At 73.2% G+C, this 19,656-nt stretch carries 14 protein-coding genes and 1 riboswitch; of the genes, 5 read left to right on the top strand and 9 right to left on the bottom strand.

The genetic code is table 11. The annotated features are described in order from the left end of the window. Positions 1–92 precede the first annotated feature (92 nt). The 3 genes from BBH68_RS23040 to BBH68_RS23030 form a co-directional block, all read right to left on the bottom strand. Entirely contained in the window at positions 93–917 is an 825-nt protein-coding gene (locus BBH68_RS23040; protein WP_065965378.1) for a M23 family metallopeptidase, read from the bottom strand. 14 nt (positions 918–931) lie between these two features. Next, positions 932–1,129: riboswitch (cyclic di-AMP (ydaO/yuaA leader) on the bottom strand. Between the two features lie 231 nt (positions 1,130–1,360). Beyond that, positions 1,361–2,743, bottom strand: a complete 1,383-nt coding sequence (locus BBH68_RS23035; RefSeq protein WP_076970696.1) for a M16 family metallopeptidase — start codon at positions 2,741–2,743, stop codon at positions 1,361–1,363. A gap of 20 nt (positions 2,744–2,763) precedes the next feature. Next, the gene (locus tag BBH68_RS23030) at positions 2,764–4,128 is read right to left on the bottom strand and encodes a M16 family metallopeptidase (RefSeq protein WP_076970695.1); all 1,365 of its coding nucleotides are present in this window, start codon (positions 4,126–4,128) and stop codon (positions 2,764–2,766) included. Positions 4,129–4,341: 213 nt separating this feature from the next. On the opposite strand from BBH68_RS23030, the gene BBH68_RS23025 reads away from it, so the two are divergent. The 4 genes from BBH68_RS23025 to BBH68_RS23010 all read left to right on the top strand — a co-directional run bounded on the left by BBH68_RS23025 (position 4,342) and on the right by BBH68_RS23010 (position 11,082). Continuing rightward, positions 4,342–6,795, top strand: coding sequence for a DNA gyrase/topoisomerase IV subunit A (locus BBH68_RS23025; protein WP_065965375.1), 2,454 nt, complete (start codon positions 4,342–4,344; stop codon positions 6,793–6,795). 609 nt (positions 6,796–7,404) lie between these two features. Next, complete coding sequence (locus BBH68_RS23020) at positions 7,405–8,394, top strand: ferredoxin family protein (RefSeq protein WP_065965374.1); 990 nt, start codon at positions 7,405–7,407, stop codon at positions 8,392–8,394. A gap of 249 nt (positions 8,395–8,643) precedes the next feature. Beyond that, positions 8,644–10,314, top strand: coding sequence for an ATP-binding protein (locus BBH68_RS23015; RefSeq protein ID WP_065965373.1), 1,671 nt, complete (start codon positions 8,644–8,646; stop codon positions 10,312–10,314). A gap of 48 nt (positions 10,315–10,362) precedes the next feature. Then, positions 10,363–11,082: a response regulator gene (locus tag BBH68_RS23010; protein WP_245738240.1), complete on the top strand. Its 720-nt coding sequence runs from the start codon at positions 10,363–10,365 to the stop codon at positions 11,080–11,082. An 82-nt stretch (positions 11,083–11,164) separates the two neighbouring features. Here the strand turns inward: BBH68_RS23010 and BBH68_RS23005 are convergent, their stop codons facing one another. The 5 genes from BBH68_RS23005 to BBH68_RS22985 form a co-directional block, all read right to left on the bottom strand. Next, positions 11,165–12,772, bottom strand: coding sequence for a solute symporter family protein (locus tag BBH68_RS23005; RefSeq protein ID WP_065965372.1), 1,608 nt, complete (start codon positions 12,770–12,772; stop codon positions 11,165–11,167). Beyond that, the gene (locus BBH68_RS23000; protein WP_065965379.1) at positions 12,769–13,215 is read right to left on the bottom strand and encodes a DUF485 domain-containing protein; all 447 of its coding nucleotides are present in this window, start codon (positions 13,213–13,215) and stop codon (positions 12,769–12,771) included. The genes BBH68_RS23005 and BBH68_RS23000 overlap by 4 nt, the downstream gene beginning before the upstream one ends. A 108-nt stretch (positions 13,216–13,323) precedes the next feature. Continuing rightward, positions 13,324–14,178, bottom strand: coding sequence for a response regulator transcription factor (locus tag BBH68_RS22995; protein WP_079151148.1), 855 nt, complete (start codon positions 14,176–14,178; stop codon positions 13,324–13,326). Between the two features lie 112 nt (positions 14,179–14,290). Further along, entirely contained in the window at positions 14,291–15,442 is a 1,152-nt protein-coding gene (locus BBH68_RS22990) for a sensor histidine kinase (RefSeq protein WP_065965371.1), read from the bottom strand. A gap of 210 nt (positions 15,443–15,652) precedes the next feature. Continuing rightward, positions 15,653–17,785, bottom strand: coding sequence for a DNA gyrase/topoisomerase IV subunit B (locus BBH68_RS22985; protein ID WP_065965370.1), 2,133 nt, complete (start codon positions 17,783–17,785; stop codon positions 15,653–15,655). 442 nt (positions 17,786–18,227) lie between these two features. Between BBH68_RS22985 and BBH68_RS22980 the strand changes: the two genes are divergently transcribed. Continuing rightward, entirely contained in the window at positions 18,228–18,458 is a 231-nt protein-coding gene (locus BBH68_RS22980) for a DUF7455 domain-containing protein (protein ID WP_065965369.1), read from the top strand. Positions 18,459–18,680: 222 nt separating this feature from the next. On the opposite strand, the gene BBH68_RS22975 is transcribed toward BBH68_RS22980, so the two are convergent. Continuing rightward, on the bottom strand, positions 18,681–19,511 hold the full coding sequence (locus BBH68_RS22975) for a S1 family peptidase (protein ID WP_065965368.1): 831 nt from the start codon (positions 19,509–19,511) through the stop codon (positions 18,681–18,683). Positions 19,512–19,656 lie beyond the last annotated feature (145 nt).

Genomic DNA, 19,656 nt, shown 5'->3' with positions numbered 1-19,656 from the left:
TGGGGTGTTGTGTTGCAACAACCACTAGAACCCAAGCTGACCGGGGGCCTTCGTTGCGTCGGCGGGCCTGCGCCTGCCGGATGGCGCGCCTGTCAGATGTTGACGCCGTGCGAGCGCAGGTAGGCGACGGGGTCGATGTCCGAGCCGTAGTCGGGGCTGGTGCGGGCCTCGAAGTGCAGATGCGGCCCGGTCACATTGCCCGTGTCGCCGGACAGCCCGATCTGCTGGCCGGGGGTGACGGTCTGGCCCACGGAGACGCCGATGGACGACAGGTGGCCGTACTGGGTGTAGGTGCCGTCGTTCATCTTGATCACGACGTTGTTGCCGTACGCGCCGCCCCAGCCGGCCTCGACGACGGTGCCGGAGCCCACGGAGTGCACCGGGGTCCCGGTCGAGGCGTGGAAGTCCACCCCGGTGTGGCTGCCGGAGGACCACAGGCCGCTGGAGGACTGGTAGCTGGTGGAGACGTACGAGCCGGTGATCGGCAGCACGAACGTGTTCAGCCGCTTGCGCTCGGCCTCGCGCGCGGCCCGCTCCTTGGCCTCGCGCTCCTGCTTGGCCTTCTTCGCGGCCGCCTCGGCCTTCCGCTTGGCCTCGGCCGCCTGTCTCGCGGCCTCCTTGCGGGCCTGGGCCTGCGCGGCCGCCTTGGCGGCGGCCTCGTCGGCGGCGCTCTGCTGGGTCTGCGCCTGGGCCGCGACCTGGTCGGCGAGTTCACCGCCGATGGCGACGGCCTGGCGCAGCCCGGTGTCCTCGACGGTGAGCCCGTCGTCCGTCGCGGCGAGGGCCGGGGCGGCGAGACCGGCCACCACGCCGGTGGCGGCGAGGGTGGCTATGCCCGCGAGGTTCGCGCCGGAGCGGACGGCGCGGGGGGCGCGACTGGGTCGGCGGTGCTTCCCGGTGGCACGGGTGAACGCCATCGTGTGGCGTACTCCTTTCCTTCCTTCTCGCCTACCGGGTTAGCTGTCGGGTTCGGAGCAGGAAGGTCTCCTACGGGCCCCTCGTCCCTCGCGGGGAGGTCACCCGATTCACCCCTGGGAATCGCCCCTCGGACGCCGCGGACGGCGCCGGGCGAGGCTGGTTCCCCGGCTCCCCTGGCTCGCGCCGTACGGGGACTCGGCGATGGTTGCCCGTGCCGCGGGTGCGGCGTGGCTCGGGCGGACAACCGCACTGACGCTAAACGGGCCAACTTTCGATCGCCAAACGGTTCCGCTCTTTTGTTGGTTTCCCCACAGACACGCCCGACCAGACGGGCGGCCTCTGCTATAAAGCGGGCAAACAGGAGGACCCCGGCGCCTGAAACGGCGCCAGGGTCCTATTTCTCACGGTCTGTTCGGCCCGCCCGCGCGGCCCTCCCGACGGATCAGCCCTGGATGACGCGCACCTCGCCGATGCCCAGCGCCTTGACCGGCTCCTCGATCTTCGAGGCGTCGCCGACGAGCACCGTGACCAGCCGGTCGGGCGGGAAGGCGCTCACCACCGCGGCGGTCGCCTCCACCGTGCCGGTCTCCGCGAGACGGGTGTACAGCTGCGCCTGGAAGTCGTCCGGCAGGTGCTGCTCGACCTGGTCGGCGAGGGTGCCCGCGACGGCGGCCGCCGTCTCGTACTTCAGCGGGGCCACCCCGACGAGGTTCTGCACGGCGACGTCGCGCTCGGCGTCCGTGAGGCCCTCCTCCTTCAGCGTGCCCAGCACCTTCCAGAGGTCCTCCAGGGCCGGGCCGGTGACCTCGGTGGCCACCGAGCCGCTGATGGCCAGCATCGCCGCGCCCGTGGCTCCTCCGGAGGCGTCGGGGGCCGCCGAGCGCAGCACCTGGCCGAAGGCCCGCACGCCGTAGGTGTAGCCCTTCTCCTCGCGCAGCACCCGGTCGAGCCGGGAGGTGAGGGTGCCGCCCAGGCAGTAGGTGCCCAGCACCTGGGCGGGCCAGACCCGGTCGTGCCGGTCGGCGCCGATCCGCCCGATGAGCAGCTGCGTCTGCACCGCGCCCGGCCGGTCCACGATGACCACCCGGCCGGTGTCGTCGGCGGTGATCGGCGCCATCGGGCGCGGCTCGGCGGCGCCCCCGGTCCAGGTGCCGAGGGTCTCGGCCAGCGCCTTGTCGAGGTCGACGCCGGTCAGGTCGCCGACCACCACGGCGGTCGTGGTGGAGGGGCGGACGTGCGTCTCGTAGAAGGCCCGCACGGCCGCGGCGTCGATGCCCTCGACGGTCTCCTGGGTGCCCTGGCGCGGCCGGGACATCCGGGCCTCGGCCGGGAAGAGCTCCTTGGACAGCGCCATCGAGGCGCGCCGGGCCGGGTTGGCCAGCTCGTGCGGGATCTCGTCCAGCCGGTTGCGCACCAGCCGCTCGACCTCGCCCTCGGGGAAGGCGGGCGCGCGCAGCGCGTCGGCGAGCAGGCCGAGCGCCTTGGGCAGCCGGGAGACGGGGACCTCCAGCGACACCCGGACGCCGGGGTGGTCCGCGTGGGCGTCCAGGGTGGCGCCGCAGCGCTCCAGCTCGGCGGCGAACTCCTCGGCGGTGTGCTTGTCGGTGCCCTCGGACAGGGCGCGGGCCATGATCGTGGCGATGCCGTCGAGCCCGGCCGGCTCGGCCTCCAGCGGGGCGGCCAGGTTGATCTCCACGGCGACGACCTGCTGGCCGGGGCGGTGGCAGCGCAGCACGGTCAGCCCGTTGGACAGCTCGGCGCGCTCGGGGGCGGGGAACGCCCACAGCTTGGCGGCGCCCGCCGACGGCTGCGGGTGGAAGGTCATGGTGGTGGTGACGGCGTCGCTCACTGGGCCGACTCCCCTTCTGCGTCGTTGTCCTCGGCGGTGTCGTCGGCCTGCTGGGCGCCCTGGACCGGTTCGTAGACCAGCACCGCGCGGTTGTCGGGGCGCAGCCTGGCCTGGGCCACGGCCCGCACCTCCTCGGCCGTCACCTGGAGGACCCGCTCCACGGCGGTCAGCGCCAGCTGCGGGTCGCCGAACAGCACCGCGTAACGGCACAGCTCGTCGGCGCGGCCGCCGACCGTGGCCAGCCGGTCCAGCCACTCGCGCTCCAGCTGGGCCTGGGCGCGCTCCATCTCCTCGGGGGTCGGCCCCTCCTCGGCGAACCGGGCCAGCTCCTCGTCGACGGCGGCCTCGATATCGGGCACCTCGACGCCGGCGGAGGTCTTCACGTCCAGCCAGCCGAGCGAGGGGGCGCCCGCCAGCCGCAGCAGGCCGAAGCCCGCGGCCACCGCCGTACGGTCGCGGCGCACCAGGCGGTTGTGCAGCCGGGAGGACTCGCCGCCGCCCAGGACGGTCAGCGCCAGGTCGGCGGCGTCGGCCTCGCGGGTGCCGTCGTGCGGCAGCCGGTAGGCGGCCATCAGGGCGCGGGCCGGGACCTCCTCCTCCACGACCTCGCGGAGCTGCCCGCCGATCACGTCCGGCAGGGTGCCGTCGCGCGGCGGGCGCTTGCCGTCGTGGGAGGGGATGGTGCCGAAGTACTTCTCGATCCAGGCCAGGGTCTGCTCGGGGTCGATGTCGCCCACGACCGCCAGCACCGCGTTGTTCGGCGCGTAGTAGGTGCGGAAGAACTCGCGCGCGTCCTCCAGGGAGGCCGCGTCCAGGTCGGCCATGGAGCCGATCGGGGTGTGGTGGTACGGGTGGCCCTCGGGGTAGGCCATGGCGACCAGGCGCTCGAAGGCGGTGCCGTACGGCACGTTGTCGTAGCGCTGGCGGCGCTCGTTCTTGACGACGTCCCGCTGGTTCTCCAGGCTCTCCTCGTCCAGCGCGGTCAGCAGCGACCCCATGCGGTCCGCCTCGAGCCACAGCGCCAGCTCCACCTGGTGGGCGGGCATCGTCTCGAAGTAGTTGGTCCGCTCGAAGCTGGTGGTCCCGTTGAGCGAGCCGCCGGCGCCCTGCACCAGCTCGAAGTGGCCGTTGCCCTTCACCTGCGACGAGCCCTGGAACATCAAGTGCTCGAAAAGGTGAGCCAGACCGGTGCGTCCCTTGACTTCGTGGCGCGAGCCGACGTCGTACCAGAGGCAGACCGCCGCGACCGGGGTCAGGTGGTCCTCGGAGAGCACCACCCGCAGGCCGTTGGCCAGCCGGTGCTCGGTCGCTGTCAGGCCGCCGGAGCCGGCTTGTTCCGTGGCCGTGTGACCCATGGGCATGTACGTCCCTTCGATCGCGTGATGAAGCGCGTGCGAGCCGCTTGAAGTGCGGTCCTGTCACTGTATGCAAGCGCACGGACATCTGGCGAAGTTCCCGCCGGGGGAATCTCGCGGAGGGGTGTTGTCAGTGGCCCGTTCCACACTTGTCGGTGGCCCGGTCCACAATGGTCGGCGTCAGATCCCGCCTCGGCAGTTGAAGGAGCCGCAAGCGCGATGGCCCGCCGCAGCACAAAGACCCCTCCGCCGGACGATTTCGAGGAGCGCATCCTCGACATCGACGTCGTCGACGAGATGCAGGGCTCCTTCCTCGAGTACGCGTACTCGGTCATCTACTCGCGCGCGCTGCCCGACGCCCGTGACGGACTCAAGCCGGTGCACCGGCGGATCCTCTACCAGATGAACGAGATGGGCCTGCGGCCCGAGCGCGGCTTCGTCAAGTGCGCCCGCGTCGTCGGCGAGGTCATGGGCAAGCTGCACCCCCATGGCGACGCGTCGATCTACGACGCGCTGGTGCGCATGGCGCAGCCCTTCTCGATGCGGGTGCCGCTGGTCGACGGCCACGGGAACTTCGGCTCCCTGGGCAATGACGACCCGCCCGCGGCGATGCGGTACACCGAGTGCCGGATGGCCTCGGCGACCTCGCTGATGACCGAGTCGATCGACGAGGACACCGTCGACTTCGGCCCGAACTACGACGGCAGCGAGCAGGAGCCGGTGGCCCTGCCCGCCGCCTATCCGAACCTGCTGGTCAACGGCTCGTCCGGGATCGCGGTCGGCATGGCGACGAACATGCCCCCGCACAACCTGGGCGAAGTGATCGCCGCCGCCCGCCATCTGATCAAGCACCCGGGCGCGGACCTGGACACCCTGATGCGGTTCGTGCCGGGACCCGACCTGCCGACCGGCGGCCGGATCGTGGGCCTGGGCGGCGTCCGGGACGCGTACGAGAGGGGGCGCGGCACCTTCAAGATCCGCGCCACGGTCTCGGTGGAGGACGTGACGGCCCGCCGCAAGGGCCTGGTCGTCACCGAACTGCCCTTCACGGTCGGCCCCGAGAAGGTCATCTCGAAGATCAAGGACCTGGTCGGCGCGAAGAAGCTGCAGGGCATCGCGGACGTCAAGGACCTCACCGACCGCGAGCACGGCCTGCGCCTGGTGATCGAGGTCAAGAACGGCTTCAACCCGGAGGCCGTGCTCGAGCAGCTCTACAAGCTGACGCCGATGGAGGAGTCCTTCGGCATCAACAATGTCGCGCTGGTGGACGGCCAGCCGCTGACGCTGGGCCTCAAGGAGCTGCTGGAGGTCTATCTCGACCACCGCTTCGACGTGGTGCGGCGGCGCAGCGAGTTCCGGCGCGGCAAGCGGCGGGACCGGCTGCACCTGGTCGAGGGCCTGCTCGTCGCCCTGCTCGACATCGACGAGGTCATCCGCATCATCCGCTCCAGTGAGAACGCGGCGCGGGCGAAGGAATCCCTGATCGCCCGCTTCGGGCTCTCCGAGGTCCAGACGCAGTACATCCTGGACACCCCGCTGCGCCGGCTGACCAAGTTCGACCGGATCGAGCTGGAGTCGGAGCGCGACCGCCTCAAGGCGGAGATCGAGGAGCTGACCCGGATCCTGGAGTCGGACGCCGAGCTGCGCAAGCTGGTGTCGGCGGAACTGGCCCAGGTGGCCAAGAAGTTCGGCACACCGCGGCGCACGGTGCTCCAGGAGTCGGCGGACGCCCCGGTGACCGCGGTCCCGCTGGAGGTCGCCGACGACCCCTGCCGGGTGCTGCTGTCCTCCACCGGCCTGCTGGCCCGCACGGCCAACGGCGAGCCGTCCCCGGGCGAGGGCCGGACCAAGCGCGCCAAGCACGACGTCATCGTCTCGGCCGTCCCGGCCACGGCCCGCGGGGACGTGGGCGCGGTGACCTCCACCGGGCGGCTGCTGCGGCTGGCCGTGGTCGACCTGCCGATACTCCCCGAGACGGCCGGCGCCCCGAACCTGGCGGGCGGCGCCCCGATCGCGGAGTTCCTGTCCCTTCAGGAGGGTGAGGAGCTGATGTGCCTCACCACCCTCGACGAGTCCTCGCCGGGGCTCGCGATCGGCACGGAGCAGGGCGTCGTCAAGCGCGTGGTGCCCGACTATCCCGCCAACAAGGACGAGTTGGAGGTCATCGGCCTCAAGGAGGGCGACCGGATCGTCGGCGCGGTGGAGCTGCGCACCGGCGAGGAGGACCTGGTCTTCATCACCGACGACGCGCAGCTGCTGCGCTACCCGGCGAGCCAGGTCCGCCCCCAGGGCCGCCCCGCGGGCGGCATGGCGGGCATCAAGCTGGGCTCGGGCGCCAAGGTGATCTCGTTCACCGCCGTTGACCCGGCGGTGGAGGCAGCGGTGTTCACGATCGCCGGCGCGCGCGGCACGCTCGACGACTCGGTGCAGCAGTCGGCCAAGCTCACGCCGTTCGACCAGTACCCGCGCAAGGGCCGGGCGACCGGCGGAGTGCGCTGCCAGCGGTTCCTGAAGGGCGAGGACTGCCTGGTCCTGGCCTGGGCAGGCGCCACCCCGGCCCTCGCGGCCACGGCAACCGGCACCCCGGCCTCCCTCCCCGAACCCGACCCGCGCCGCGACGGCTCGGGGGTCCCGCTCACCAAGAAGATCGCGGTGGTGGCCGGCCCGGTGTAACCGGCCCCGCTCCCGCCACGGGCGGCGGGAGCGGCGCCCAGCGGCCGGGCCGCCGTACGGCGGCCCGGCGCTCCGGCTGTCGGGGGGCGTCGGCTCGGCTCCCCGGCTCGAAGTGACGGTGCAGGAAGGCGACGCGCCGTGACCGCGCTACGGCACACCCCGGAACCCGGGCGCCGCTCCCCTGCCCCGGCCGCTGGTCGGGCGGGGCAGGGGTAGGCGCCAGGCGCCGATCCGGGCGGGGCGCCCGGAGGCGTCATGCGCTGGGCATCGCGCCCACGGCGAGATCGCCCCAGGGGGCACGTGCCGCCCCGCACGGCGCCCCCGGGGCGCCCCCCGGGGCCCGATCACCCACCCCCCCGGCCCGGCCACTGGCCAGCAGGGGCCGGGGCACTCACCGCGCACCGGCCCGGGGCAGGGGAAGGCCTGAGGCGTCGTACGCAGGCCGCCGCGCTGATCCGAGCGGGCCCCCGGCCCCGCGACGCTCCGGTCGGCGCTGAGCATCCCCGGGTGGGCCTCACGGCCCGCCCGTACGGGGCACGGGGCGGCCTCTCGCCTTCCGATGCGCGCCAGCGGAAGCCAGAGATCACAGGAGAGGTTAGGCTTACCTTCGTGATCTCGTGCACGACCGCTTCCCGCGAACTGTCCGAGCCGCTCGCAGGGACGGCGGCCACCGCCACCACCTGGCTTCTGCTCGAGCAGCCCGGCCCCTGGGGCGCCGAGGCGCTGACCGCCAGCCATCTGGCCCCGGCCGTCGGCCGCGCGCTGGAGCGCGCCGCCAAGGGGACCGGCGTCCGGGTCGCGCTGATCCGGCGCCCCGGACGGCACGCCGACTGCCACACCCCCGCGCGGCAACGCGTCTTCGTCGCGCACACCCGCCCGGGCGACTCCTGGGTCCGCACCACCACCCTCACCGAGCCCGAGCGGCTGCTCGCTCTCGACTTCGCCGCGCTCGGCGCGGGTGACCCGCGCGGCCTGCGCCCCGTGGCCACCGGCCCCGGCGGGGCGGGACAGCGCGGGTGGGAGGAGTACACGGGCGACCCCCTGGTCCTGGTGTGCACCAACGGCAAGCGTGACCGCTGCTGCGCCCTCCTCGGGCGGCCGCTGGCCGGCGAACTCACCGCCTCGGGCGCGCGCGGCACCTGGGAGGTCACCCATCTCGGCGGCCACCGCTTCGCGCCGACGCTGGTGGTGCTGCCGTACGGGTACACCTACGGGAGGGCGACCGCGCGGTCCGTACGGGACGTCCTGGACGGGCTGCGTGCCGGCCGCGTCGTCACCGAGGGCTGCCGCGGCCGGTCCACCTGGGACCGCCCCGGCCAGGCCGCCGAGCTGGCGGTTCGCGAGCTGACCAGCGAGGCGGGCCCCGACGCGCTCACCGTACTGCGGGCCGAGGGCGCCGCCCCCGCCTGGACCGTGACCGTCGGGCATGCCGACGGACGGCGCTGGCTGGTCGACGTCATGCAGGTCGCCGCCGCGCCGCCGCGCCCGGAGAGCTGCGGGGCGGCGCTGGGTTCCCCGGCCCGGCTGGAGGTCGTCGGCGTGCGGGCGGTACGCACCGAGCGGGCGGCCCCGACCGTCGCCGCCGGGGCGCCCGGCTGAGCCACCCGCCGGGGCGCCCAACAGCCCGGGCAACCCAGCAGCCCAAACAGGCGCCAGCGGCTCCAGCAGCCAAACGGCCCGGCCGCCCCTGGCCACCCATACAGCCCGGGCAACCCAGCAACCCTGGCCACCCTGGCCACCCATACAGCCCCGCAGCCGGCGCGCCCTGGCCCCGGGGCCGCCCGGCCGGGAGCCTGCCGCCGGGGCCTGGCCCCGTGCCCCGCACCCCCGCTTGGTTACCCTCCCTTCATGAGCGCCGCGATACCCCGGGGGCCGCGCGCCGAGGCCCCGAGGTGGCGCATCGGCTGGCCCCGACGTGTCTTCTCCCAGGTGCTGCTGATGCAGCTGACCATCGCCACGGGCGTCATCGTGCTGGCGACCGGGCTCTTCCTCGCCCGGCTCGGCTCCCAGCTGGACGACCAGGCGATGCGCCGCGCCCTCGCCATCGCCCAGACCACGGCCTCCGCCCCGAACCTGAGCGAGGCACTCGAGCACACCCGCCCCACCCCCGACGGCCCGGTCCAGGCCCAGGCGGAGCGGATCCGCCGGGCGACCGGCGCCGAGTACGTCGTGATCATGGACACCCGGGGGGTGCGCTGGTCCCACACCTCCTCCGAGGAGATCGGCCGGCACGTCTCCACCGACCCCAGCGACGCCCTCGCCGGCCGGGAGGTCATGGAGATCGACAACGGAACGCTCGGCAGATCCGCCCGCGGCAAGGTCCCGCTGCGCGACAAGGACGGCCGCATCGTCGGCGCCGTGTCGGTCGGCATCTCGTACCAGAGCGTGCGCGACCGGCTCCTGGGCGCGGTGCCGGGGCTGCTGGCGTACGCGGGGGGCGCGCTCGCGGTGGGCGCGCTGGCGGCGTTCGTGGTGGCGCGCAGGCTCCGGCGCCGCACCCACGACCTGGCGTTCTCCGACATCTCCGCGCTGCTCGCCGAGCGGGAGGCCATGCTGCACGGCATCCGCGAGGGGGTGGTCGCCCTCGACGCGCGCGGCCGTGTCCGGCTGATCAACGACGAGGCCCAGCGCCTCCTCGACCTGCACGCCGAGGCCACCGGGCGGCCGCTGGACGAGGTGCTGCCGCCGGGCCGCACGACCGATGTGCTCGCCGGCCGGGTCACCGGATCGGATCTGCTGACCGTCAGCGGCGGCCGGGTGCTGGTCGCCAACCGGATGCCGACGGACGACGGCGGGGCCGTGGCCACCCTGCGCGACCGCACCGAGCTGGAGCGGCTGGGCCGCGAGCTGGACGGCACCCGGGGGCTGATCGACGCGCTGCGCGCCCAGGACCATGAGCACGCCAACCACCTGCACACCCTCCTCGGGCTGTTGGAGCTCGAGCTGTACGAGGAGGCCGTGGAGTTCGTCACCGAGGCGGTCGGCGTGCACCGGGCCACCGCCGAGCAGGTCACCGAGCGCGTCCACGACCCGCTGCTCGCCGCCCTGCTGGTCGGCAAGGCCACGGTCGCCGCGGAGCGCGGTGTGTCGCTGCGCATCGCCGAGGGGACGCTGCTGCCCGACCGGCTGGTGGACCCGCCGGGCCTGGTGACGATCGTGGGCAACCTCATCGACAACGCGCTGGACGCGGCGGCCGGGTCGGCCGATCCGCTGATCGAGGTGGAGCTGTCCGCCGACGGCACCACGGTGGTGCTGCGGGTCTCCGACAGCGGGCCGGGCATCCCCGCCGACCGCCGCGACGTCGTCTTCGCCGAGGGCTGGTCGACCAAGGAGCCGCCCGCGCACCGCAAGCGCGGTATCGGCCTGGCCCTGGTGCGCCGCCTCGCCGAGCGGCAGGGCGGCAGGGTGCGGGTGGCCGACCGGGACGGCGGGGGCGCGGAGTTCACAGTGGTGCTGCCCGAGGCCCTGGCCGTGCAGCCGGACAGGGCCCCGCTGAGCGCGGCAGGAGAGCCGCGATGACGGAGATGCACAGGTGACGGGGACACGTGGGTACACAGGGATGCGCAGGTGACGGAGGTGACGGGGGTGACGGAGGTGAACGCCGCGGGCGGCTCGATCGGCGTGCTGGTCGTGGACGACGATGTGCGGGTGGCCCGGGTGAACGCGGCGTACGTGGAGAAGGTGCCCGGCTTCCGAATCGTGGGGCGGAGCCACACGGCCGCCGAGGCGCTGGCCTTCCTGGACCGCGCCGAGGTCGACCTGGTGCTGCTCGACCACTATCTGCCGGACGAGACGGGCCTCGCGCTGGTGCGGCGGCTGCGCGAGCGCGGCCATCACACCGACATCATCATGGTCACCGCCGCCCGCGACATCGCGACCGTGCAGGCGGCGATGCGCCACGGCGCGCTGCAGTATCTGGTCAAGCCCTTCACCTTCGCGGGGCTGCGGGCCAAGCTGCAGGGCTACGCGGCGCTGCGCCGCGCCCTGGAGGGCGGCGGCGAGGCCGGTCAGGACCAGGTCGACCGGATCTTCGGGGCCCTGGGCGGCGCCGCGGCCGGCCCGGCGGAGCTGCCCAAGGGTCACTCCGCGCTCACGGCCGACCTGGTGCGGGAGGTGCTGCGGGGTGCCGAGGGCCCGCTGTCGGCGCAGGAGGTCGCCGAGCGGTCATCGCTCAGCCGGCAGACCGCGCAGCGCTATCTCAAGCTCCTGGAGCGCACGGGCCGGGTCCGGCTCAGTCTGAAGTACGGCGAGACGGGCCGCCCGGAACACCGCTACGTCTGGGTGTGAGGCGGGCCGCCGGGGAGGGTGAGCGCGGCGGCCCCGGCGGACGGACGGGCCCCGCGGGCCCCGGGGGCGCCGCGGGCCCCGCTCAGGCCGCGCCGGCCCCCGTGAGGGCCCGTACCTCCGTCTCGGCGTACTTGGCCTCGTGCCCGGGGGCCCCGGCGCCCCGCGGTGAGACGACCGTGCCGAGCCAGCCGGCGAGGAACCCGAGCGGGACGGAGACGAGGCCCGGATTCTCCAGCGGGAAGACATGGAAGTCCACGCCCGGGAAGATCGCCTCCGGGCCCCCGGAGACCACCGGCGAGAGCACTACCAGCACGACCGCCGGAAGCAGCCCTCCGTAGACGGACCACACCGCGCCGCGCGTGGTGAAGCGCCGCCAGAAGAGCGAGTAGAGCAGCACCGGGAGGTTTGCCGAGGCGGCGACCGCGAAGGCCAGCCCGACCAGGAAGGCCACATTGAGGTCCTGGGCGAGCAGGCCGAGCCCGATGGCGGCCGCCCCGATCCCGACGGCCGCGATCCGCGCGACCGCGACCTCGCTGCGCGGCGTGCGCTCCGCGCGGCGGCTCAGCGAGGCGTACAGGTCATGGGCGACCGAGGCGGAGGAGGCAAGGGTGATCCCGGCGACCACGGCCAGGATGGTGGCGAACGCGACGGCGGCGACCGTGGCGAACAGCACGGTGCCCCCGGTCGACCCGGCGCCCCCGCCGAGGTCCAGCGCGAGCAGCGGGACGGCCGTGTTTCCGGCCGGGTTGGAGGTCCGTACGGCGTCGCTGCCCAGCACGGCGGCCGCGCCGAAGCCGAGCACGATCGTCATCAGGTAGAAGCCGCCGATCAGTCCGATGGACCAGATGACCGAGCGACGGGCGGCCCGCGCGGTGGGCACCGTGTAGAAGCGGGAGAGGATGTGCGGCAGCCCGGCGGTGCCGAGCACGAGGGCGAGCCCGAGGCTGATGAAGTCCAGCCGCGCGGTCCAGCCGCCTCCGTACTTCAGCCCCGGGGCGAGGAAGTCCCGGCCGTGTCCGCTGTGCCGCGCCGCCGCGCTGAGCAGCGCGTCCACATCGCCGTGGAAGCGGACCAGGACCAGGGCGGTGAGCGTGGCCGCCCCGGCCATCAGCAGCACCGCCTTGACGATCTGGATCCAGGTCGTGGCGCGCATCCCGCCGAGCGCCACGAAGATCACCATCAGGGTGCCCACGCCGATGACCGTCCAGGCGCGGGCGCGCGGCCCCGTCTCGCCGATCAGCAGGGCGATCAGACTGCCCGCCCCGACCATCTGGGCGACGAGGTAGAGCACACACACGGTGACGGAGGAGACGCCCGCGGCGATCCGGACCGGAGGCCTGCCCATCCGCGCGGCCAGCACGTCGGCGAGGGTGAAGCGGCCGCAGTTGCGGACCAGCTCGGCGACCAACAGCAGGACCACGAGCCAGGCGACGAAGAAGCCGACGCAGTAGAGCACGCCGTCGTAGCCGAAGAGGGCGATGAGGCCGGAGATGCCGAGGAAGGAGGCGGCCGACATGTAGTCACCCGCGATGGCGAAGCCGTTCTCCATGGGGGAGAACAGCCGCCCGCCCGCGTAGAACTCCTCCGGGGAGCCGTGCCTGCGGCGGCCCGCCCAGGTGGTGATGGCGAGGGTGGCGGCGACGAACACCCCGAAGAGCAGCAGCGCCAGGCTCTGTTGATTGCCGGTCATCGGCCGCGCCCCCGCATCATCTCCTGCGTGACCCATCGGAGCTCCAGCGCGACCCGGTCCCGGTGCAGCCGCGCATGGCGGGCATACGCCCAGGTCAGCAGGAAGGTGGTGGCGAACTGGGCGAGCCCGGCGAGCATCGCGACATTCAGCGCGCCGACCACGGGACGGCCCATCAGATCGGGCGCGGTGGTCGCCGCGACGACATACGCGAGGTACCACAGGAAGAAGACGGTGGTCGCGGGGAAGACGAAGCGGCGGTAGCGTCTGCGCACTTCCTGGAACGCGGCGCTGCCGTGGACCTCGGTGTAGACGTCCGCGGCGGCGGGCGGGCGGGCGCGCCGGGAGCCGCCGCCGGTGTCGTCCTCGCCCCAGCCGGAGGCGACCGTGTCGTACCAGGGGTCGCCCAGCTCGACCGCCCCGGCGTCACGCGCGTTGTGCTGCATGTCCACCCGAACACTCCTTGCTCACTGCCGCATTGGCCGCGTGCCAAGGATGGACGGCGTAGGAGTTCCCGGCCCCCTCAATACCGGACCTTCACCCCATCAGGTGACTCAGGTGACGAAGGTCCCGGAACCCGGACCGGACGCGGGTCCGTGGCTCGGGCTGAGACCAGGCCCGGGGCCCGGGCTGACACCAGGCCCGGGGCTCGGGCTGACACCAGGTCCGGGGTCGGAGTCGGGGCCGGACGGCCGGGCGATCCCGCTCCGGTAGGCGTAGCGCACGGCCTGGGCGCGGTCGCGCACCCCCGCCTTGGCGAAGAGGTTGTTGATGTGCGTCTTCACGGTCGCCTGACCGATGCGCAGACGGCGGGCGATCTCCGCGTTGGCCAGGCCCTCGGCGACCAGGGCGAGGACCTCCGCCTCGCGGGGCGTGAGCCCGTCGGGCAGCGGGCCGCGCGTCGCGGGCGCGCCCTTCGGGGGCTCGCCGCCCGCGGCGCCCTCCGCTCCCTCCGCGCCCTCGACCAGTCGCTCCAGGAGCCGTCGCTGGACGCCTGGCGACAGCGCGGCCTGGCCCGAGACCACGTCCTCGATGGCGCGGGCGATCTCCTCCGCGCCCGCGTCCTTGGTCACATAGCCGCGGGCGCCCGCCCGCAGGGCCGGGAAGAGCCAGTCGTCGTCGGCGTAGGTCGTCACCACCACGACCTGTGTCGAGGGGTGTCCGGCGCGGATGCGCCGGGTGGCCTCGACGCCGTCGCAGCGGGGCATCCGCAGGTCCATCAGCACCACGTCCGGGGCGAGCTCGGCGACCAGCCGCAGCGCCTCCTCCCCGTCCCCCGCCGCGCCGACGACCTCGATGCCGGGCAGCAGCCCCAGCAGCAGCACGATGCCCTCGCGCACCATGATCTGGTCATCGACGACCAGCACCCGCGCCGCCCTCGGGCCGGCGGGCCCGCGTCCTTCGTCCATCGCCCGTGTCCCCCAGTCGTCAGTACGCCGACACGCCCGTCCGCCGCACGCGCCCGTCCGCCGTACGCGCCCATCCGCCGACGCTCCCGTACGCCGCCACGCCGCCACGCCGTCACGCCGGGGCCCGCAGGCGCACCAGGAAGCCGTCCTCGGCGGGTCCGGCCTCCAGCGTGCCGCCGAGGAGTTCCGCGCGCTCCCGCATCCCCCGCAGACCGTATCCGGCGCCGGTCGCCGCCGGCCCGCCGGAGGGCGCCTCGCGCGCCGCGCCGTTGCGTATCTCGAGGAGCACCTCGCCCGCCAGGTAGGCGAAGCGCACCGTCACCCGCGCGCCCGGCGCGTGCTTGCGGACGTTGGTCAGCGCCTCCTGCGCGACCCTGCGGACGGCGAGCCCCGTCTCGGCGGTCAGCCGCCGGCGTTCGCCCTCCGTCTCGAACCGCGCCCCCTCGGTCGCCGCCGCCTCCCGCAGGAAGTCCTCGACCGGCGCCGTCTCGCCGCGCAGCGCGTACAGGGCCTGACGGGTCTCGGCCAGGCCGTGGCGGGCCATCCTGCGGGCGGCCACCACCCGGTCGAGCACCATGGCCCGGTCCTCCCCGCGCTCGACCAGCAGTCTGGCCGCTTCCAGGTGGACGAGCTGCGCGGACAGGCTGTGCGCCAGCACGTCGTGGATCTCCCGGGCGATCCTGGTCCGCTCGGCGAGCGCCGCGCTCCGCGCCTCGGCCCGGCGCGCCGCCCGCTCCTGCTCGAGCAGCCGGTAGCCGGTGCCGCGCGCCTCCTCGTCGAGCCGCAGCGTATAGCCGACGAGCAGGAAGCCCGCGCCCATGGCCAGACCGGCCGGCGGGCTGTCGTCGCCGAGCAGCGCGTACGAGCCGGAGGCCATGATTCCGGCGGGCAGGCCGACCATCAGCGGCAGCCGCTCCATCGAGACGATCACTCCGACGATCCACGCCGCGGCCGCCGGGGTGTCGGCTCCCACGGCCCGGAGGCCGGCCCCCGCCGCGAGCAGCAGGGCGAGCAGAGCCAGGGCGGGGCCGAGCCGGTGGTCGACGGTGACGCGGCGGAACGCGTACACCAGGGCCGCGCAGCCGGCCACGGCCGCGAGCAGGGCGATCCGCGCCCACCCCGGGAAGGCGTCGTCACGCGCCACGTCCCAGAGCAGCAGGCTCGCTCCGAAGATCCCCATGCCCGCGTTGATCAGCAGCCGGACCGGGGGCACGCCCTGGCGCGTGAGCGCCTGCCGCGAGGGCCACCGCGTCCATCGCTCCATCGCCCCTCCCCTCCCCGGATCCCGCGCGAGTCGGCCGGGCACGGGTCGGGCCCGGCTCCGGTCGCCCACGGCGCTGCCGCTCACACGCTACGGAACGGCCGTGCCTCGCGGATCGTCCCTGAGTCGGGGCCGGGTGGAGCGTGGCTCTCCACCCGGGGGTGGAGAGCCGCCCTCGGGTGGAGAGGCACGTCGGGCGGTGCGCGCAGTGCGTCAGGCGTCGATGCGCGACCGGTCGAGGGTCGCCGCCGAGTTGGTGATGAACTCCTTGCGCGGCGCGACCTCGTTGCCCATCAGCAGGTCGAACACCTGCTCGGCGGCCTCCAGGTCGCTGATGTTGATGCGCCGCAGCGTGCGGTGGCGCGGGTCCATCGTGGTCTCCGCTAGCTGGTCGGCGTCCATCTCGCCCAGACCCTTGTAGCGCTGGATGCCGTCCTTGTAGCGGACGCCCCGGCGCTGGAGGTCCAGCAGCGTCTCCTGGAGTTCGTTGTCCGAGTAGGTGTACACGTACTTGTCCTGCCCCCGCTTGGGGTTGACCAGCTCGACCCGGTGGAGCGGCGGCACGGCCGAGAAGACCCGTCCCTGCTCGACCATCGGCCGCATGTAGCGCTGGAAGAGCGTGAGCAGCAGGATGCGGATGTGCGCGCCGTCGACATCGGCGTCGGCGAGGAAGATCACCTTGCCGTAGCGGGCCTGGTCGATGTCGAAGGTCCGGCCCGAGCCCGCCCCTATGACCTGGATGATCGAGCCGCACTCGGCGTTCTTCAGCATGTCGGAGATCGACGCCTTCTGAACGTTGAGGATCTTGCCGCGGATCGGCAGCAGCGCCTGGAACTCGGAGTTCCGGGCGAGCTTGGCCGTGCCGAGCGCCGAGTCTCCCTCGACGATGAACAGCTCGCTGCGGTCCACGTCGTCGCTGCGGCAGTCGGCGAGCTTGGCGGGCAGCGAGGAGGACTCCAGCGCCGTCTTGCGGCGCTGCGCCTCCTTGTGCTGGCGGGCCGCGATGCGGGTGCGGGCGGCCGCGACGATCTTCTCCAGGACGGCGCGGGCCTGCTGCTTGGCGTCCCGCTTGGTGGAGGTGAGGAACGCCTTGAGCTCCTTGGCGACCACGTTGGCGACGATCCGGGAGGCGGCGGAGGTGCCCAGCACCTCCTTGGTCTGCCCCTCGAACTGCGGCTCCGCCAGCCGCACGGTGACGACCGCGGTGAGGCCCTCCATCGCGTCGTCCTTGACGACGTCGTCCTCGGCGACGCGCAGCAGCTTGGCGGCGCGCAGCACCTCGTTCACCGTCTTGGCCACCGAGCGCTCGAAGCCGGCGACATGGGTGCCGCCCTTCGGGGTGGCGATGATGTTGACGAAGGACTTCACGGTGGTGTCGTAGCCGGTGCCCCAGCGCAGCGCGATGTCGACACCGAGCTCCCGGGTGATCTCGGTCGGCGTCATATGGCCGCGCTCGTCCAGGACCGGGACGGTCTCCTTGAAGGTGCCCTGCCCGGACAGCCGCAGCACGTCACAGACGGCCTTGTCCTGCGCCAGGTACTCGCAGAACTCGCTGATGCCGCCGTCGAAGCGGAAAACCTCTTCGGACGGGCCGCCGGCGCCGTCGCGGGCCTCGGCGGTCCGCTCGTCCCGGACGATCAGCGTCAGGCCCGGCACCAGGAAGGCGGTCTGGCGGGCACGCGCGTACAGCGTCTCCAGGGAGAGCTTGGCGTCCTTGAGGAAAATCTGCCGGTCCGCCCAGTAGCGGGTGCGGGTGCCGGTGCGGGTCTTGGGGATCCGCTTGCCCTTGAGGAGGCCGCTGGACGGGTCGAAGGGCGCCTCGGGGCCCGATTCGGTGAAGATGCCGGGGACGCCGCGGCGGAAGCTGATCGAGTGGGTCTTGCCGTCCCGGTCCACCTCCACGTCGAGCCGGGAGGACAGCGCGTTCACCACGGAGGCGCCGACGCCGTGCAGACCGCCGGAGGCCGCGTACGAGCCGCCCCCGAACTTGCCGCCGGCGTGCAGCTTGGTCATCACGAGCTCGACGCCCGACAGGCCGGTCTTGGGCTCGATGTCGACCGGGATGCCGCGGCCGTTGTCCCGGACCTCCACCGAGCCGTCGTCGTGCAGGATCACCTCGATGCGGTCGCAGTAGCCCCCGAGCGCCTCGTCGACCGAGTTGTCGATGATCTCCCAGAGGCAGTGCATGAGGCCACGGCTGTCCGTCGAGCCGATGTACATGCCGGGGCGCTTGCGTACCGCTTCGAGCCCCTCCAGGACGAGCAGGTGCCGCGCGGTGTAGTTGGAGCCGCCCCGGTCTGCTCCGGTCAGCAGCGCAGTGGACGGCACGGACGTGTCGGCGGTCACGCGGTTCGCTCCTCGCTGAATTTCTGATTGGCCCGGCTGCGGGCCGACTTGGTGGCAGGGTCGCCCGTCAGAGCGTACCGAGGCCTGATAGAGCCTTTGTGCCGCCACCCATGGGAACGTCCATGCTAGTCCAGACTCCTTGACTTTCGCTCGTACGTTCGATCCCTCGATGGGGTGACACAAACATCACGTTCCCTTTCAGGCATGAACCATTTAGGCTCCGGGCACGTCCTCACCAACAACCGGCAACCCGGCCGGGAGGACAAATCCGACAAGCGACGTGAAACCGTAAACCCACGCAATACGGCTCATTCGCCGCCAACCGTCACCATCCGGTCTACTCAGAAGCAATTTTTGAGAAAAAGCCACGAGCGGGAACGTTTTCGGCTTGGTTGGATGTTGACCCTGGTACGACAGCTCGTCGAGCTAGAGAAGAGGCGACGTGACTACTGTTCTGACCCCCGCGAGCCCCCTGACGGCCGCTGACCGCTGCGACCGCTGCGGCGCCCAGGCGTACCTGCGCGTCGTGCTGGCAAGCGGTGGTGAACTGCTCTTCTGCGCCCACCACGGGCGTAAGTTCGAGCCGGAACTCAAGAAGATCGCCGTGGAGATACAGGACGAGACCGAGCGGCTGACCGCCGCCCCGGCGTCCGCGTCCGACGACGAACGCTGACGCCTCGCATCCGAACGACGACGAGCGACACCGGCCCAGGGCCGGGACCTCGGGCGGCCTTCCCGTGCGGGAGGCCGCCCGTCCTCGTCTCCGCCCGTCCTCGTCTCTCCGGCGATCGCCAGGACGATCGCCCGGAGGCGGTCCCTCTGGGGCGTCAGCCCTAGGCGGTCACCCTGAGGCGTCAGCCCTGGGCGGTCACCCTGAGGCGTCAGCCCTAGGCGATCACCCCGAGGCGGTCATCATCGACAGCACCTCCGAAATGCGCGTATAGACGCCGGGCCGGCCCGCCTCCGCGCAGCCGCCTCCCCAGGACACCAGCCCCACCAGCTTCCCCCGGGCGACCAGCGGCCCACCGCTGTCCCCCTGGCAGGCGTCGCGACCGCCGGTCGGCAGCCCCGCGCACATCATGGAATCCGCGCGGTACTCCCCCTCCACGTCTCCCGGGTAGGCCTCCTCGCACGCCTCGTCCGGCAGCACCCGCACCCGGGTGGCCCGCAGCGTCGAGGCGTAGCTGCCGTTGCCCCGCGTATCGCCCCAGCCGTACACCGCCGCCCGCGCTCCCGGCTCATAGGCCCGGTCCCCGTCGGGTGCCATGGCGATGCCGTAGATCCGGGGCAGCCGTCTGGGGAGGGTGAGCACCGCGACATCCCCCGACCTGCCGATCCGGTCGTAGCCCGGGTTGATCCAGACCCAGCGCGGCGCCATCTCCACCCCTCCGCTGCCGCGCAGATCGTCCCGGCCGATGATCACGCGGAGGTCCCGGACCTCGCGCCAGTCCACGCCGAGCACATCGCGGCTCAGGCAGTGCGCCGCCGTGAGCACCGTGGTGGGGCCCACCACGACCCCGCCGCAGAACTGGCCCGAGCGCGCTTCACCGAAGCGCTCCCGGCTCCCCAGGGCCACCGCCCAGGGCGCCAGGGCGGTATGGGCCGGCTGACCGCCGACCACCGTGCGGTCGGCGGTCGCCGGGGGAGGAAGGATCACCAGCATGGCCAGGGCGGTGACCAGCGGGGCAGCGAGAAAGGCGAACAGGGCGGAAAGCGACCTACGCATTCAGCCTCCTGACCGTAAGGAGCGCGTCGCACACCCACAGTCACCCGGCTCCCGCCGTTCCGCATCCCGGGAGCGGCCGAACGGGGACGGCGCCCACACACAGCACGGCACAGCGCGAAGGCCGGGCCCTGAGGACGGCCTTCGC

The sequence above is a fragment of the Streptomyces sparsogenes genome (assembly GCF_001704635.1).
GTDB lineage: Bacteria > Actinomycetota > Actinomycetes > Streptomycetales > Streptomycetaceae > Streptomyces > Streptomyces sparsogenes.
This window is presented reverse-complemented; position numbering and strand designations above follow the sequence as displayed.